The sequence below is a fragment of the Robinsoniella sp. KNHs210 genome (assembly GCF_000686105.1).
Lineage (GTDB): Bacteria > Bacillota > Clostridia > Lachnospirales > Lachnospiraceae > Robinsoniella > Robinsoniella peoriensis.
Genome location: NZ_JMLZ01000002.1, coordinates 5,213,505 through 5,231,500, shown reverse-complemented (window position 1 = coordinate 5,231,500; position 17,996 = coordinate 5,213,505). Strand labels below are relative to the sequence as shown.

The window sequence follows — 17,996 nt, the reverse complement described above, 5'->3', positions numbered from 1 at the left end:
ACAGAAAACTTACCAGAGCTTTCTATTATTTAAATTAGTTTATGCCTGCTGCCCTGCAAACTGAGAATGATACAACTGTTCGTAGAAACCTTTTTTCTCCAACAGAGAATTGTGCGTACCCTGCTCTACAATATTACCATCTTTTACGACAAGAATCAAATCTGCATTTTTAATTGTTGATAAACGATGTGCAATAACGAAACTGGTTCTTCCTACCATTACCTTTTTCATTGCGTCCTGCAGCATTTTTTCAATTCTGGTATCCACAGAAGAAGTTGCCTCATCCAGTATTAATATATCAGGATCTTTTAAAATTGCCCTGGCTATGGTCAGAAGCTGTTTCTCTCCCTGGGAAATGTTTCCGCCTTCCTCATCGATGACCATATTATAGCCCCCGGGCAGAGTTTTGATAAAATGATGGACATTTGCCGCCTTTGCTGCATCGATGACTTCATCTTTTCTGGCATCCAGTCTACCATATTTAATATTTTCAAAAATACTTCCGGAGAAGAGCCAGGTATCCTGCAATACCATGCCGAATATGGAACGCAGGCTGCTGCGCTTCATCTGACGGATATCTACACCATCGATTAAAATCCTGCCCTTGTTTACATCATAAAAGCGCATCAGCAGGTTAATCAGTGTTGTTTTTCCTGCACCGGTTGGACCTACGATGGCAACCATCTGTCCGGAATGTACCTCTACCGTAAAATCTTTGATAACAGGCTTTTTCCCATATCCGAAATATACATGGTCAAATACCACCTTGCCCTGAACATCCGGAAGCTCTACAGCCGGATCTGCTTCTTTAACCTCTTCTTCTTCACCAAGTATCTCAAATATACGGTCCATTGCTGCAAACGCAGCCTGAATCTGGGAAGAAAGCTGGGAAACCTGGGACAATGGGTCATTAATCTGCCAGATATAACGAATGAACGCCTGCAGATTACCTATTGAAATGCCTCCACTGATGGCAAAAACAGATCCCACTACTGCAACACTGCCGATTGTCAGATAAGTAATCAGGGATATCAGCGGTGACATGACAGAGGACATAAATTGTGCTTTAAATGCATGTTTACGCAGATCCTCATTTATATTTACAAATTCTTCCACCGAAGATTCCTGCTTATTGAAAAATAATATCTCCTGAAAACCGGTATACATTTCTGTAATCGTACCGTTTAATTCTCCCACGGAATCCTGCTGCGCCCGGAACTGCTTCTGGCTTTTTCCTACAATAAATCTGGTAACCAGAAGTGCCAATGGTATAATGCAGATTGCCATACATGCCATTACCGGCTGTATGGTGAACATCATTGTAATCGCCAGAATCAATGTCAGAACCCCGCTGATGACCTGACTAAAACTCTGCTGCAATGCTCCGGATACGGTGTCGATATCATTAGTTATCCGGCTTAAAACATCCCCAAAACTATTCGTATCAAAATAGCGTACCGGGAGTCTGCGTATCTTGTCCTGAACATCATTTCTCAGGTCATGCATGGCATTCTGAATAGAATCGGTCAGCAAATATACACTGATTATCTGAGAAAATGTTTTAATCAGATAAATTACAGCCAGCAGAACCAGAATTTTAGTTACTATCTCAAAGTGAACACCTGCATCCGGCAGCTTTTTCATAATATCCATTGCATCTTTTGAAAGCTGTGTGGTGATCATACCTTCTACTCTGGGAGCCACCGTCATGGCAGCTACCGATACAATAACCATCAGTACAGCACCGATAAATTTCCATTTATACGGAGCAATATACCTTTTCATCTGCTTCAGATTTTTAATAAACTTGCCTTTTTTATTACTACTCATGATCCAATTCCTCCTCACTCAGCTGAGAAGCTGCTATTTCATGATAAATCGGGCATTCCTTTAAAAGCTGTCTGTGGGTTCCCCTGCCAACAACTTTTCCTTCATTTAATACAATAATCCTGTCCGCATCCATAATACTTGCAATACGCTGTGCCACCACAAGGACAATTGCATTTCCGGTTTCTTTTTTCAGATCCTCCCTCAATTTTGCATCGGTTTTAAAATCCAGTGCAGAAAATGAATCATCAAATATGTAGATTCTTGGCCTTTTTGCTAATGCCCGGGCAATAGAAAGCCTTTGCTTTTGTCCTCCCGATACATTCGTTGCATTTTCCGTAATGTTTTCGGAAAATCCTCCCTTTTCCATAATAAATTCATAAGCCTGAGCAGTTCTTGCTGCCTTTTCCACTTCCGCCATGGTAGCTTCCGGGTTTCCAAAGCGGATATTATCAGCAATCGTACCGCGGAAAAGCATTGCTTTTTGTGGAATAAATCCGATCGTATTTCGCAGACTTTTCAGATCGTATTCCCGAATGTCTGTGCCATTCATGGTGATCCTGCCCGCAGTCACATCGTATGCTCTGGGTATCAGATTTACAAGGGTACTTTTTCCAGAACCGGTACTGCCAATAAAGGCAACCTTTTCCCCCTTTTTAGCTGAAAATGAGACATCTTTTAATACTGCTTCCTCTCCGTCCGGATACACAAAAGTCACATGATCAAAGTTGATTTCCTCTACCTCGCACTCCATCTGTTTTCCATTATCAGGATTTTTCACCTTTACATCCTGCTTTATTACTTTTTCAATACGTTTTGCACTGACTCTTGCCCTGGGATACATCATGAAGACTAGACAAAACAGCATAACGGAAAACATAGCATGAAACAGGTAATCCATAAATGCCACCAGCATTCCGATTTCCAGATTTCCTTTGTCAATCATTTTAGCTGCAACTGCAAAAATAGCCATTCCTGCAATATTCATTAACAGGAAGAAAGTCGGCTGGGTCATAGACATCAGCTTAAAGAGCTTTTTGGAATATTTCATATACTGATTGTTTTCTTCATTAAAACGCTGCTGCTCATGTGTATCGTTATTAAATGCCCGGATCACACGTATTCCGCTTAGATTTTCTTTGGAAACACGGTTAATTGCCTCCATTGCCATCTGCTGATTTTCACTGATCGGCTCAGAAATCTTAGCAACTGCGATTACACCCACTATAATGACCGGGACCGTAGAAATAATGATCAGCGATAATGGCAGTGACGTACGCAGTACCAGACTAAAGCTGACAAAAATCATAACCGGTGTCATAAGCGCTGTACGAAACAGCACATTCATAAACATCTGTATCTGGAATGCATCATTGTTTGTCCTTGTGATCAGGGATGCTGCACCAAACTGGTGATATTCACTGTGTGAAAATCCCTGCACCTTCCGGAACATCTCTGTACGGATATCACGGGTAATGGCAGTGGATAAATAAGCACAGCAATATCCCAGCAGTATGGTACCCGCAACCCCTAACAGGGAAATCACCAGTATAATGCCACCCATTTTAAAAATGTAATTCTTGTCTCCTGTCAAAACTCCCTGGTCAATCATCCTGGCTACAATCGTTGGTATGCCAAGTTCCACCAGTGCAAATCCAAAGACAGACAAAATGTTTAATAAAAACATTTTCTTGTAATTTTTAAGATATTTAACTATTAAATTCATGGGGATTCATCTCCAATATTCTTTATTTAATTTCAGCGTACTAACGTACTAAGATGAAGGGCACGTAGCGGGCTACGTAACCTGCATTCGGGGCAAATATGCCGCAAAGCCTGGCATGCAGATGGGTGAATGAATTTTCAAACACGCTCTGGCGCCTACCTTCCGGATCCTGCCAATATATCATAATTAATAGTCCTATAAAATAACGTTTCTATTTCTTCCCAGGACGCAGGCTTTTTGCCCATAATCCACATTGATTTCGTTACAACTGCCTCCAGATTCATGTCCTTCGCTTCCAGATAGCGGATCTTTCCTTCCAGTCGTTTCCCTACTTCATAGACTGATATATGGCTTCCCTCAGACATAACCTGGGTTGTAATTACCAGCACTTTCTCCTGTGGCTTATAGCTGTTCTGGCATTTACAAAAAGTATCCAGCAATTGATCCGGAATCCCTCCCACACCAAATCCTTCTATAATAATTACATCATACAGCCGGTATATTTCTTCAATAAGTTCCGGAGAGCTGCAGGGAGTCAGTTTCAGCAAAAATACTTTGGGATTTAGGTTTAATTCAAATACGGCATTTCCTCCCCTGGGGGCGGTAATGTAACGGATCACCTGACTATTGCGGATCACTGCAATATCCGGAAAATTAATACTTGAAAAAGCCTGATAGCTCAGCGTATTTATTTTTTTAGCTCGGGTTCCTGCAATTGCACGCTGTCCAAATACTACCTGTACACCATTGGTATCATCCTGAAGCATATAATGGAAACTGTCACGAAGATTCATCATTGCATCTGTTGATTCGAAAGAGATCGGCTTTTGTGCCCCGGTTAAAATCACAGGCTTTTTAGAATTCTGTATCATATAGGACATGGCAGCTGCCGTATATGCCAGAGTATCTGTTCCATGAGCAATCAAAAATCCATCATAACGATCATAATTTTCCTGGATACAGCTTACCAGTTTACACCAGTAACTATAGTTCATATTGGTGCTGTCGATATTGCAGATCTCTAAAGTATCTACCGTGCAGAGTCCTTCGATATCCGGTATATATGAAAGCAGTTCATCGCCGCCCAGAGCCGGAAGCAGCCCATGCTCACTCTCCTTAGATGCAATTGTCCCGCCAGTCGTCAGCGTTAAAAATTTCTTCATTTTATGCATTTCCCTCCTGTCTTTTTTCATACTCATGAAGATCAGTATACAATGAATTCTTCTTTTTGTACATGCTAAACATAAGATATTTATAGTACAATTATTCATGTTTTTACAAAATATATACAAAAAACCAGTGTTGAATATTCGGAAGCATCACATGATCTGATTCTTCTGATTATCATTCGCACTGGTTTTATATTCTCAACTAATTAATTCTGTCTGATTATTTATAATTATCATTATTTTTGTAATTTTAGAGTTCTTTAATTATAGTTTAAGCAATTGTATATCCCCCATCCAGAATCAAATTGGCACCATTAAACAGACTGGCGGCATCACTTGCCAGATAAACTGCACAGGCTGCTACTTCCCGTGGATAACCAAAACGTCTGGATGGAATCATCTGCTTAAATGCATCTCCCTGCTCATTGTTCCAATTCATGGAACCCATAGGAGTTAATATAATAGTCGGGGAAATCGCATTCACTCTCACATTGTATTTTCCCCATTCCAGTGCAAGCTGCTTAGTCGCCTGAATCAGACCTGCCTTTGCGGTTCCATATGCAAGATGACGTTCTAATGCCACTACTCCTGCCTGAGAAGCAATATTTATAATGCTTCCGCCGCCATTCCTTATCATTGTTTTCCCAACAGTCAGTGACATACGCACAGCACCTGTTAAATTAACTGCCATTGTCAGATCCCAGACATGTTCCGTACTTTCCTCTGCGGATTCCAGATAGCCAACGCCGGCGCAGTTCACAAGGATATCAATCTTACCAAATGTTCCTATAGCTTCATTCACCGTCTCTTCAACCACTTCTTTACTTGTAATATCACCGGAACAAGACAGAAATCTTTTTCCCTGTCCGGATACATATTCCTTCAACTCCGGGGAATCTTCCAGATCAAATGCAATTATATCTGCACCTTTTCTGGCGAACATCTTAGCGATCTCCAACCCTATGCCACTGGAAGCACCGGTAATAACCGCATTCTTTCCATCCAATGTAAAGTCTTCATTCATATTATTATAACTTATCTCAGGATTCATTCAAACACCTCTCTTCCTTATCGGATCCCCAATATGATCACTCAGAAACCTGAATGAGAACCTTTAGGCTGCTGTCTTTATGTTCTTCGATATACCGGAAAGCTTTTGCATAATCAGCTAATTCAAAAGTTTTGGAAATTAGAGGCTTTGTGTGGATCATACCTCTGTTCATCAGATCAATCGTTCGATCGTAATCTTTTTCCACGTACATCAGACTCCCAATTAACCGCAGTTCTTTATCCTGCACCAGACTCATATTGATTTCCGGTCGATTTCCAAATACTCCCACTACAACAATATCATGTCCCTTTTTAGACAGTTCTATTGCCTGATTAACGGTAGCACCAATGCCAACGCATTCAAAAAATATATCTGCTTTGTCCCCTTGGAATGCCTGTTTCATTGCTATTTCCACAGATACTTTTCCCGTATTTGCAATTTGCGAAATACCACATGCCCTGGCAACCTCCAGCCGGTAATCGGATAAATCCGTAATCAGAACCTGCTTAGCCCCTTCCGCAAGAGCTGCCTGCGCTGTCAGATTCCCTATTGTACCAGCACCCATTACAACTACATTTTTTCCTTTAACATCAGCACCTCTATGTACCGCATGGACACCTACTGCTGCAGGTTCTATGGTAGCTGCGATTTCTTTTGGCATTCCCTTCGGTATTTTCTTCACCAAAGAAGCATCAAAAGCAAAATAATCACACGCAGCTCCCGGAGTCTGGCATCCTATTACTTTCAGGGTATCGCATATATTATATCTGCCGCTCCGGCAGGGCTCACATTGGTGACAGAAAATCTGCGGCATTGCCGTGACCAGTTCTCCGGGCAGTACCCCTTTGACCTCTTTCCCGGTTTCCACCACCCTGCCTACGAATTCATGTCCTAAAGTAATCGGGCATGTAATAAAAGGATGCTTCCCATAATAGGCATGAATATCAGAGCCACAGATTCCTATATAATCCACCTTAATCACAATCTCATTTTCTTTTGCTGCAGGTTTGGTCGTTTCTGTAATTAAAATTTCTTCCGGATTTGTCAATGTTGCTATTTTCATCTTTATACCTCCTACATATCCCAGGTTCCGCCTGCGATACTGCATTAATAAGTAGTTTCAGTTCTATTTAATCTGTCCGTTTTCGGTATGAATCTTAATCCACTCATCTACATTCTTCTCATCTATCAACTGTCCTTCAATTAAAGTTTTTTCAAATTCTTCCTTGCCTGAAAGGACTTTATCAATTATCCCAAATGTAGTTTCAGCCATTACTTTTGCGTTCTGGACACAGGTAGCAGTCAACCCGCCATCTTTGATGGACAACACTGCATCTGCCAATCCGTCGACACCGTAAAAGGTCATATTTTCCGCCCTTTTCGCATCTTTCGCGGCTTCCAAGGCTCCAAGAGCCATAGCGTCGTTCATCGAAACCACTGCATCAATCTGATCATATGCCTGCAGCCAGTCTTCCATAAAATTCATCCCCTTTGATTTTTCCCAGTCTCCAATCTGCTCATCCAGAATCTCAATATCTGGTCTTGCATCAAACAACGTCTTTTGAAAACCTTCTCTTCTTCCAATAGAATGAGAATTTCCGGATGGTCCCAATAAGATTACAACCTTCCCATTTTGCGGGATTTTCTGTGCTGCAACTTCTGCTACAATAGACCCCTGTTCTATGGGATCACAATCTACATTGGATGCGTACTGGCTACCGCCGTCGCTCTGGTTAACCATCAAAATCGGTGTTCCATCCTGTACATACTGATCTACCAGATCTGCTTCCGCATCGGGCTCCAATGGATGCAGAATAATATAATCATATCCCTGGGTAACACAATTTTCCAGATTCGCCAGCTGGGTAGATAATGTATTCTTAGAATCCAGAATCGTCAGGGTCATATTGGGATATTGTTTCACTGCAATCTGAAGTTCCTGTGCCAGCCAGGCAGCAAAAGTTGCTGACATGTCAGTAGGAAGCAGTGCAATTTCAAACTCTCCCTTTGCATCACTGGCGGCATTTGATACTGCTTCCATTGCTGTCTCTGCCGTCTCTTTTGCTTCTTCTTTTTCCGTTACCGCTCCTTCTGCCCCGCCGCTGCTGCATCCTGTAAACAATGCCGCCATCATAACCGCTGCTAACATTACGCTTAATACTCTTCTTTTCATTTTAAACCCTCCTTGATTTCATATTTATTTACTACTCTGAGCTATTTCAGAGGTAGTTTCCATAATCTTCATTTTCCGTTTACCTCTTTTCGACCGAATATCAAACAATACCGCTATAATAATCAAAAAACCTTTGATGATCTGCTGGGAATAAGACTCTACCCCTAACAGATTCATAATATTATTTAATATTCCAATAATTAATGAACCAACCAGCGTTCCAAAAGCCGTACCCACACCTCCGGCAAAACTGGTTCCTCCCACAACCGTGGCCATTATGGCATCTGTCTCATATCCTGTTCCTTCACTGGGAATTCCTGCATTTAATCTTCCCATTAAAATCATGCCGGCAATCGCTGCAAAAACTCCTGAAATAATAAAGGTGACCCATTTTGTCTTTCTAACCTGAATACCTGCTGCATTTGCTGCATCTTTATTTCCACCAATTGCATATATGTATCTTCCAAACTTTGTATATTTTAATAAAATATGGGTGATCAGGCACATAACAGCCATAAACACTACGGTAATTGGAATTACACCAAATACGGTACCCTGTCCAAGAATCTTAAAATCACCAATCTTATAGACATTATTTCCAGCGGTATACAGACAGATACTGCCAAAGGTTATCGTCTGCATCGCCAGGGTAACGATAAACGAAGGAAGTCCAAAATGGGCTACAAATAACCCGTTTAAAGCGCCAACTGCAGCCCCCAGAAGAAGTCCGAATAAAACAGCCAGGAGCAGATTGCCGGTAGCCACATATAAGATACATGCATAAGTTCCAGCCATTCCCGCAAGGCTTCCGATGGAAAGATCTATTTCACCGCTGATAATTACCATACCCTGGGCAAAAGACAAAATTGTTACAATGCTCACTTGCTTTAATATGTTCATTAGATTTGTTGATGTCATGAATTTCGGTGACAAAAAGGAACAGATCACCACCATCACAATCAAAATCAAAAATGTAGAAAATTTTTGTATTCTCGTTTTTACATTACTTTTCATTTTTATACCCCTTGCATATTGCAGGCCTGTCTGCAATACTGCCACAAAATAGTAAAGGTGAAAGTATCACAGTGTGGCTACCTTTCCATCTTAAATTTTCTTTCACCCGTTTCTCCTTTTCCCCCGGTTTTTGTAGCTAATTTCATAATTCTTTCCTGGGAACACTCAGCTCTTCCAATGACACCCGTCACATACCCCTTATTCATAACGTATATGCGGTCACACATTCCGATTAATTCCGGCAGCTCAGAAGATATCATAATGATACTGAGTCCTTTTTCTTTCACCAGCTTCATCATGATATTATATATCTCCAGCTTTGCCCCCACGTCAATTCCTCGGGTCGGTTCATCCAGTATCAGTACTTCACCATCCAGCATGAGCCATCTTGCCAGTATTACTTTCTGCTGATTTCCTCCGCTTAAAGATCCCAGATCAGTTTCTATACCGGCGCCTCTCACGTTCAGCATGGAAGACATTGATTTTGCTTCTTCCATTTCTTTTTTAAGGTTCAGAAAACCGCCCTTCCTTACCCGGAGACTGGCAAGCGCAATATTTTCGCGAATACTTCTGATTCCCACCACCCCTTCTTTCTTGCGGTCTTCTGATACCATCAGTATTTTGTTACGAATAGCCTGAGAAACATTTTTAATCTCTACTTTCTTATCATTTAAAATAATTTCCCCTGAATCATATGGGTCCAGTCCAAATATCGCCCTTGCGACTTCCGTCCGCCCCGCTCCCACGAGTCCTGCCATTCCAATAATTTCCCCTTTTCTTAAGGTGAGGTTTACCTTTTCAAAGGTATTCTTGCTGGATAAATCCCGAACTTCAAAGATTACTTTTCCAAGGGGAACCTCCTCTTTGGGATAGATATTGGAAATTGGTCTTCCTACCATATGGGCAATCAGGGTATCATTGTTAAAATCAGCTGCCGGACCTGTGATAATCGATTGTCCATCCCGAATCACCGTTATATCATCTGCTATCCGGAAAATTTCTTCCATTTTGTGCGAAATATAAAGAATACTGATTCCCTGACTGCGCAGACGGTTAATTGTCTCAAAAAGAGCTTCCACCTCCTGATTGCTGATGGAAGATGTAGGTTCATCCATAATAATTACTTCCGCCTTAAATGCTACTGCTTTTACAATTTCAAGCATCTGAATATTAGAAACGGAAAGCTCCTTAATTTTCATTCCCGGATCATAATCCAGACCATTCTCCCGGAAAATAGATTTCACATTATTGCGCAGTTCCTTCCAATCAACCACTCCGGCCTTTCCGGGATGCTTTCCCATAAAAATATTCTCTTCAATGGTAAGATCGGGAAAGAAATTTAATTCCTGATAAATCATTGCTATTCCCGCTGCCGAGGATTCCAGCGGGCTTGCAAAAAACACTTCTTTCCCATCCAGCAGTATCTGTCCGGAATCTCTTTGATACAGACCATTGATGATTTTCATCAGGGTAGATTTTCCTGCACCATTTTCTCCCATCACGGCATGTACCGTTCCCTTACGCAATGAAATATTAACGTGATCCAGTGCCTTGACACCGGGAAATCTTTTACAGATATTTCTTAATTCCAGTTTTACGTTATTTTCCATTCCTTCCTCTTTTCCGCAGTGTGTTCTAATTGCCTGCTTACTTTACCCCTTCCATCATAGCCTTTACTGAATCCGGACTGATCTTACCTTCCATTGGACCAAATGCCATTGTATTCAACGCTCCTGCGGCCGATGCCATCCGGGCAGCCTCAATTAAATCTCTGCCTTCCAGCAAACCACATATAAATGCTCCGTCAAAACAGTCTCCGGCACCGGTTGCATCTACCGGTTCAATCGAAAAAGCACAGATATCTGATTTTCCTTCCCTCGTATGGATACTGCATCCCCTGGAACCGTTTTTAAGCACCAGTATCTCCAGTTCCGGGTTTTCAAAGCAGGCTTCTACTGCCGTTTCCACTGTGCTTTTCCCTGTAATCTGGAGAAGCTCATCCACGCCCGGTAAAAAAATATTTGTATTAGCCATGACTTCTCCCACAATCCCTGATACTTCCTGGTCATGCATTAATTCCTTGCGGATATTGGGATCAAAAGAAATCTTTGCCCCTAAGCTTTTTGCAAGTTTCATGGTATCAAGGATCTCTTTGGCAAAATTCTTATTAGAAAGAAGAGAGCATCCCATAACATGAAAAAATCTGACACCATTCATTACTTCCCTGCCGGGCATTTTAGCTTCGGCTGCAGGAGTGTTGCCCATATGAAAAATGAACTTCCTGGAACCATCGGAAAAATAGGTTACAAATGCCACTCCGGTTGCCCCTGTATCACTTTCCAGCACACAGGAACAGTCTACTCCGTCCCCTCTCAGACGATTCAGAATATTTTTACCAAAGTCATCTTTTCCGACTCCGCCGATTATCCCGGCGCTGTGCCCCAGTCTTGCTGCCGTATCAATGAAGATTGCCGGAGCCCCGCTTGGAAACGGACCTTTGAATAAACCCGGCTGATCCAGCAAAACCCCCTCTTCGATCCGCATAATCTCTACAATCATCTCACCCATAATCCATATATCTGCCATCCGTTTAATCTCCTTTTATATCGTTTTCTTTTTGAACTTACTTTTCAGAAAGACCAGAGAATCCGCAAGCTCTCTGCTGAGCCTCTCTTCATCAGCCCCATTGCTCAGATCCCTCCATACTTTGATATCCTTACCTATCTGTCCGCCCATCTTCACAAATGGCTCCATTACAACACTTCCCTCATATCCAATCTCCTGAAGTGCCTTGCCGATTTCTCCCCAGGGAAGTGCTCCCTGTCCCGGTAGTTTACGGTTTCCTTCTCCTACATGGAGTTCTCCCATATAGTTTCCGGCACATCGTACAGCCTTTGCAATATTGTCTTCTTCGATATTCATATGAAATGTATCTAACAGCAGCTTCACGTTAGGTGACCCGACTTCCCTGCAGAATTTTACTCCTTCTTCACAGGTGTTGAGAATATGAGTTTCAAATCGGTTTACTACCTCCAGACACATCTCAATCCCCAGTTCCTCTGCCGTCTTAGCCATCTTTCCTACACTTTCAACACCTCTACTCCAGATTTCATCTTTATTCAGGTCCGAAAAATCATTAGGCCAATATGTATACATCACTCCTACAATTTTCTTCGCTCCTATCTTCACCATATTTTTCATAATATCCGTTAAATAAGAGATTCCGGCTTCCCGGACTGACGGATCTTTAGAAGCAACATCTTTCTCCTTCGCCGGCCCTATATTCGCCGTAATCTGCAGCCCCAGTTCACTACAGGTATTTTTCAGTTCCAGTAGCTGTAAATCCGACATCTCCAGCAGATGTCCTGCCCCTACTTCCATAATATCAAAACCTGCTTTCTGAATCTTTCCAGCTGTTTCGATATAATCGCATCTCCATTCATTTCCCCAGTAGGAATATAACACTCCAAATTTCATTCTTCAATCTCCTTTCAAATTGTGCTCGTGCTCATTAGGTAAATAAATCATAACACGCAATAGATTTTATATCAATAGTTTAATTTTACCTATTTTTTATATTAGAATTTGTAACTATATACCAAAGATAAAATTTGTCATTGAATTTGTAATTCAAGTACATATATTCTTGATTTCTAAAGGAATAGACATCACAGAAATTATATGATAATATGAAAAAAAGAGATTGACCGAAAGGAAGTAGAAGTTTATGGCCGTTACGATCAAAGAAATCGCTGACCTGGCTAATGTGTCACGTGCAACTGTAGATAAAGTGATTCATCACAGACCGGGTGTAAAAAAAGAAACAGAAGAACGAATCCTGACGATCCTGAAAGAATTAAATTATCAGCCTAACCTGATCGGAAAGGCATTGGTAAATAGTAAAAATCCATTTAAACTGGGGATTATTTTAACACCGGAATATAACACCTACATACAATATACCCTCAAAGGAATCCGAAGAGCAGAAAAAGAATTTTCGCACTTTGGAATAGATGTTACGGTTAAAATGCTGACATCTTTAGAGCCAGTTGAACTTATGAGTATCCTGAATGAATTTCAGGCAATGCATATCTCCGGCCTGGCTATCCTTCCTATGGACGATGCCCAGGTAAAGGCTAAGATCAATCAAATAGCAGGAGAAGGCACTGCAGTCGTAACTTTTAATTCAAGATTAAGGGGCATTGATGAGATTTGCTTTATCGGACAAGACCATTACAAAGGCGGAAGAATAGCCGCAGGACTTATGGAAAAAATTGTCCCGGAAGAGGGGGACATCGGAGTTATTATCAGTACAAAAAATCTGTCCTGCCATCAGGACCGTTTATCGGGATTTACAACACGAATTGCAGAAAGTAAGATTCCCCTTTCCATTGTCGATATTCAGGAGAACCAGGATCGGAAAGAAGATGCCTTCCGTATCACACTGGAATATTGCAACAAATACCCTAATCTGAAAGGTATTTACCTGGCTGGCGGTGGGATCACCGGCGTTGCCAGCGCACTGTCATTATCTAACAATAAGAGTCGTATAAAATTAATATGCCACGATTTGCTTCCGGAGTCAAGTACTTTATTAAAAAATGGCATTGTTGATTTTGTTCTGGGTCAAAGTGCAGAAGAACAAGGCTACCAGCTTATCAAGGTACTATTTGATTTTCTTGTAAAGGAACAGACTCCAAAAGATCAGTTTTATGAGATTCCGGTGGAGATTATTACCGGGGAGATGGTGTAGATGTAACCGGGATTCACAATTCTCTGTAAACTAAAGTACAGCCCTTATCATATATGATAAGGGCTGTATTCAGCTTATATTAATTCCTATTTATTATTCAAAGCTGCCTGTGCTGCTGCTAATCTAGCGATCGGCACACGGAATGGTGAGCAGGAAACATAGCTTAAACCAATCTTATGGCAGAATTCTACGGATGAAGGATCTCCACCGTGTTCTCCACAGATACCAAGTTTAATGCCTGCATTTGTTGAACGGCCTTTCTTAACTGCCATTTCTACTAACTGGCCAACACCGTTCTGATCTAATCTTGCAAATGGATCTGATTCGTAGATTTTTGCTTTGTAGTAAGCATCTAAGAACTTACCGGCATCATCACGTGAGAAACCAAATGTCATCTGTGTTAAATCGTTTGTACCAAATGAGAAGAATTCAGCTTCTTCAGCAATTTCGTTAGCAAGTAAAGCTGCTCTTGGGATTTCGATCATTGTACCGATGTGGTAAACGATGTCAGATCCTTTTTCTTCTTTTACTTTTTCTGCTGTTTCAACAACAACATCTTTAACGAATTTTAATTCTGTTTTATCACCAACTAATGGGATCATGATTTCAGGAACTACGTTGTAACCTTTTTCAGCTTTTACTTCGATAGCTGCTTCCATTACGGCTCTTGTCTGCATTCTTGCGATTTCAGGGTAAGTTACAGCAAGACGGCATCCTCTGTGTCCCATCATTGGGTTGAACTCGTGTAAGTCGTCACATTTAGCTTTTACTTCTTCTGGTGTCAAGCCCATGTCTTTCGCTAATGCAGCAATATCTTCTGCATCAGTAGGTACGAACTCATGAAGAGGAGGATCTAAATAACGAACTGTCATTGGTTTTCCTTCGAGAACTTCATACATTGCTTTGAAGTCAGCTTTCTGGAATGGGATTAATTCGTTAAGAGCTGCTTCTCTTGCTTCTACACTGTCAGAAAGGATCATTTTACGGATCTTAGGAATTCTGTCAGCATCAAAGAACATATGCTCTGTACGGCAAAGACCGATACCTTCAGCTCCTAATTTAACAGCGTTAGCTGTATCTGCAGGAGTATCTGCATTTGTTCTAACTTTCAATGTTTTGAATTTATCAGCCCATCTCATAATTCTTCCGAAATCTCCGCTTACGGATGCTTCTTCAGTAGCGATGTCGCCTAAATAGATCTTACCTGTAGAACCGTCTAAGGAAATGTAATCTCCTTCTACAATTTTGTGTCCGCCAAGTTCGAAGTATTTTGCTTCTTCATCAATTTTGATTTCTCCACAACCGGATACACAAGCTGTACCCATACCACGTGCAACTACTGCTGCGTGAGATGTCATACCGCCGCGAACTGTTAAGATACCTTCTGCTGCATGCATACCTTCGATATCTTCAGGAGATGTCTCAAGACGAACTAAGATAACTCTTTCACCAGCTTCGTGAGCTGCTTTTGCTTCGTCTGCTGTGAAGTATACTTTACCTGCTGCTGCACCTGGAGATGCCGGCAGAGCTGATCCGATTACTTCGCCTGCTTTTAATGCTGCTGCATTAAAGGTAGGATGTAATAACTGATCCAGGGATTTTGCTTCGATTCTGCAAACTGCTTCTTCTCTTGTGATCTTTCCTTCATCAACTAAATCACAAGCGATTTTCAGAGCTGCAGGAGCTGTTCTCTTACCGTTACGTGTCTGTAAGAAGTATAATTTACCTTCCTGGATTGTGAATTCCATATCCTGCATATCACGGTAATGATTCTCTAATTTTTTAGCGATTGCCATGAATTCTTCATAGCATTCCGGTAAATCTTCTGCTAATTTAGAAATTGGCTGTGGTGTACGGATACCGGCAACAACGTCTTCACCCTGAGCGTTGATTAAGTATTCACCGTAGATACCATTGTCACCGGTAGATGGATTACGTGTAAACGCAACACCTGTTCCGGATGTTTCGCCCATGTTACCAAATACCATTGCCTGAACGTTTACAGCTGTTCCCCAGCTTCCAGGGATATCGTTCATACGACGGTATACGATAGCACGAGGGTTGTCCCAAGAACGGAATACTGCTTTAACAGCTTCCATTAACTGGATCTTAGGATCCTGTGGGAATTCTTCGCCCATTTTTTCTTTGTAGATTGCTTTATATTTTGCAATTACTTCCTGTAAATCTTCTGCTGTAAGATCTGTATCGAATTTAGCACCTTTTTCTTCTTTGACATCTGTTAAGATACCTTCAAAGAAAGTTTTGCTCATTTCCATAACTACGTCTGAGAACATCTGGATAAATCTTCTATAAGAATCATATGCGAATCTTGGATTTCCAGTTTTCTTAGCGAATCCTTCTACTGCAACATCATTTAAACCTAAGTTAAGAATTGTATCCATCATACCTGGCATAGAAGCTCTAGCTCCTGAACGTACAGATACTAATAATGGATCTTCATTATCACCAAATGTTTTGCCCTGAATTTTTTCCAGTTCTCCGATTGCTTTGAAAATCTGATCCTGCACTTCTTCTGTAATTTTCTTGCCGCTATTGTAATAGTCAGTACAAGCTTCTGTCGTAACGGTGAAACCTTGAGGGATTGGAAGTCCTAAGTTAGTCATTTCAGCTAAGTTAGCACCTTTTCCACCAAGAAGGTTTTTCATACTTGCGTTTCCTTCTTTGAATAAGTAAACCCATTTTGCCATTTTTACTAATTCCTCCTAAAATGTATTTGTATATGTTAGTACAGAGTATCTGATCCCTGCATAACTACCATATCTGCGAGCTTTGCGCACAGTTTTATTTTAACACATATCCTAGTCTAGTCAAGTGAAAAACCGCATTAATAACCCTATATTACGTATTTTTTTCAGTAATCCCGCAAAAATATAAGCCCTGCCGCGGTTTTTTGTCGCGTCAGAGCTTATATTATTTACAATATGTTACACTTTTTTTATTTATAAACCAAATGTCTCGGGATACCGTCTACCATTACCGGAGGATAATCTCCCTGTACCAGCGGCTTCACATATGCCAGAAATTCATTGGTAACATACGTTCCGTCTTTGGATATCCAATCCCTTGGAACCAGTTTTTCATCATTTGCGATCTTATGCACATCATAAATACCGGTAGCACATTGATATGGATCATCCGATACACGGTCAATGACAACCATCTTTCCCGTATCTCCTTCGTCAGCTGCTTTAACGGCAGCACCTCCTACCATAAACGCTTCGTTAATATCCACTCTGGATGCCACATGGGATGCACTTCTTTGCAGCGTGCTGAATTCCACGCCCCGTGTCTTACATCCAATCTCCGCTGCTATAAGGTTCGCCAGATAATCCGCTGTTCCGCTAAGCTGCTTATGTCCAAATGCATCTATATAGTCAGAATTCTGGGAAAGTTCACATACATATCTTCCGTCTGCTAATTTAATTCCCTCGGAAACGGCTACCACTATAGAATGTTTTTTCTTTATCAGGGAACGTATTTTATCTAAAAACTTTGATACATCGAATGGAAGCTCCGGCAGATAAATTAAGTCCGGTCCATCACAGTCCTCTCCTTTTGAAAGGGCTGCCGCGCCGGTAAGCCAGCCTGCATTTCTTCCCATAATTTCGATGATTGTGACAATATCCTTCTTGTATGACAGTCCAAGACCGTCCCGGATTACTTCTTTTGTGGATGTTCCAATGTATTTTGCCGCACTGCCAAAACCAGGAGTATGATCAGTAAGTGCCAGGTCATTGTCAATGGTTTTCGGCACGCCTACAAATTTCTGCGACTGTCCCGTAAGTATTGCATAGTCGGAAAGCTTCTTAATGGTATCCATGGAGTCATTGCCGCCGATATAGATAAAGCTGTCAATCTCCAGCCTGTTTAATATCTCGAATATCTTCTCATAGATATCTTTATCTTCATGTATCTCCGGCAGTTTATAACGGCAGGATCCCAGATAAGCCGATGGAGTTCTCTTCAGTAATTCAATATCCAGGTCATTCTTGATATATTTAGACAGGTCAATGTATTTCTCATCTAAAAATCCCTGAATCCCATGAAGCATACCAAACACTTTATGAAATCCTCTATCCCTTGCAGTCTTATAAACACCGGCTAAACTGGAATTAATAACTGCTGTCGGGCCCCCCGATTGTCCTACAATAACATTTCTTTTCATGTCAATACCTCCGTCCTCGCATTCTGCACAAATTTATAGTTGCTATTATATCAAATAAATACAAAACATACAAGGTTTTTGTTTGGAAACGTGCAAT

Annotated in this window: 14 protein-coding genes; 1 reads left to right on the top strand and 13 read right to left on the bottom strand. The window is 41.2% G+C overall.

Features of this window, described 5'->3' with window-relative positions:
- Window positions 1-39: 39 nt before the first annotated feature.
- The 11 genes from CD03_RS0129300 to CD03_RS0129255 form a co-directional block, all read right to left on the bottom strand.
- The gene (locus tag CD03_RS0129300; RefSeq protein WP_044289750.1) at window positions 40-1,830 is read right to left on the bottom strand and encodes an ABC transporter ATP-binding protein; all 1,791 of its coding nucleotides are present in this window, start codon (window positions 1,828-1,830) and stop codon (window positions 40-42) included.
- Window positions 1,823-3,553: an ABC transporter ATP-binding protein gene (locus CD03_RS0129295; RefSeq protein ID WP_027296653.1), complete on the bottom strand. Its 1,731-nt coding sequence runs from the start codon at window positions 3,551-3,553 to the stop codon at window positions 1,823-1,825. The genes CD03_RS0129300 and CD03_RS0129295 overlap by 8 nt, the downstream gene beginning before the upstream one ends.
- Before the next feature lie 40 nt (window positions 3,554-3,593).
- On the bottom strand, window positions 3,594-3,737 hold the full coding sequence (locus tag CD03_RS40255) for a DUF6783 domain-containing protein (RefSeq protein ID WP_377139881.1): 144 nt from the start codon (window positions 3,735-3,737) through the stop codon (window positions 3,594-3,596).
- On the bottom strand, window positions 3,709-4,716 hold the full coding sequence (locus CD03_RS0129290; RefSeq protein WP_044289749.1) for an asparaginase: 1,008 nt from the start codon (window positions 4,714-4,716) through the stop codon (window positions 3,709-3,711). The genes CD03_RS40255 and CD03_RS0129290 overlap by 29 nt, the downstream gene beginning before the upstream one ends.
- A gap of 277 nt (window positions 4,717-4,993) precedes the next feature.
- On the bottom strand, window positions 4,994-5,773 hold the full coding sequence (locus tag CD03_RS0129285; RefSeq protein WP_044289748.1) for a GolD/DthD family dehydrogenase: 780 nt from the start codon (window positions 5,771-5,773) through the stop codon (window positions 4,994-4,996).
- Between the two features lie 37 nt (window positions 5,774-5,810).
- Window positions 5,811-6,836 carry a zinc-dependent alcohol dehydrogenase gene (locus CD03_RS0129280; protein WP_027296650.1) on the bottom strand — a complete coding sequence of 342 codons (1,026 nt, stop codon included), beginning with the start codon at window positions 6,834-6,836 and terminating at the stop codon, window positions 5,811-5,813.
- Between the two features lie 63 nt (window positions 6,837-6,899).
- A complete protein-coding gene (locus tag CD03_RS35235; RefSeq protein WP_052378040.1) occupies window positions 6,900-7,946 on the bottom strand; it encodes a sugar ABC transporter substrate-binding protein in 1,047 nt (348 codons plus the stop codon).
- A gap of 24 nt (window positions 7,947-7,970) precedes the next feature.
- Window positions 7,971-9,005 (bottom strand): ABC transporter permease, encoded by a 1,035-nt coding sequence (locus tag CD03_RS35230; RefSeq protein ID WP_156043059.1) that lies wholly within the window; start codon window positions 9,003-9,005, stop codon window positions 7,971-7,973.
- Window positions 9,006-9,037: 32 nt separating this feature from the next.
- On the bottom strand, window positions 9,038-10,570 hold the full coding sequence (locus CD03_RS0129265) for a sugar ABC transporter ATP-binding protein (protein WP_044289747.1): 1,533 nt from the start codon (window positions 10,568-10,570) through the stop codon (window positions 9,038-9,040).
- Window positions 10,571-10,607: 37 nt separating this feature from the next.
- A complete protein-coding gene (locus CD03_RS0129260) occupies window positions 10,608-11,546 on the bottom strand; it encodes a sugar kinase (RefSeq protein WP_027296648.1) in 939 nt (312 codons plus the stop codon).
- Between the two features lie 15 nt (window positions 11,547-11,561).
- Window positions 11,562-12,437 (bottom strand): D-psicose 3-epimerase, encoded by an 876-nt coding sequence (locus CD03_RS0129255; RefSeq protein ID WP_027296647.1) that lies wholly within the window; start codon window positions 12,435-12,437, stop codon window positions 11,562-11,564.
- Between the two features lie 250 nt (window positions 12,438-12,687).
- Between CD03_RS0129255 and CD03_RS0129250 the strand changes: the two genes are divergently transcribed.
- A complete protein-coding gene (locus tag CD03_RS0129250) occupies window positions 12,688-13,713 on the top strand; it encodes a LacI family DNA-binding transcriptional regulator (protein WP_027296646.1) in 1,026 nt (341 codons plus the stop codon).
- Between the two features lie 86 nt (window positions 13,714-13,799).
- On the opposite strand, the gene ppdK is transcribed toward CD03_RS0129250, so the two are convergent.
- Both ppdK and CD03_RS0129240 read right to left on the bottom strand, forming a co-directional pair.
- The gene (gene ppdK, locus CD03_RS0129245) at window positions 13,800-16,421 is read right to left on the bottom strand and encodes a pyruvate, phosphate dikinase (protein ID WP_027296645.1); all 2,622 of its coding nucleotides are present in this window, start codon (window positions 16,419-16,421) and stop codon (window positions 13,800-13,802) included.
- A 248-nt stretch (window positions 16,422-16,669) separates the two neighbouring features.
- Window positions 16,670-17,905 (bottom strand): 6-phosphofructokinase, encoded by a 1,236-nt coding sequence (locus CD03_RS0129240; RefSeq protein WP_138003522.1) that lies wholly within the window; start codon window positions 17,903-17,905, stop codon window positions 16,670-16,672.
- Window positions 17,906-17,996 lie beyond the last annotated feature (91 nt).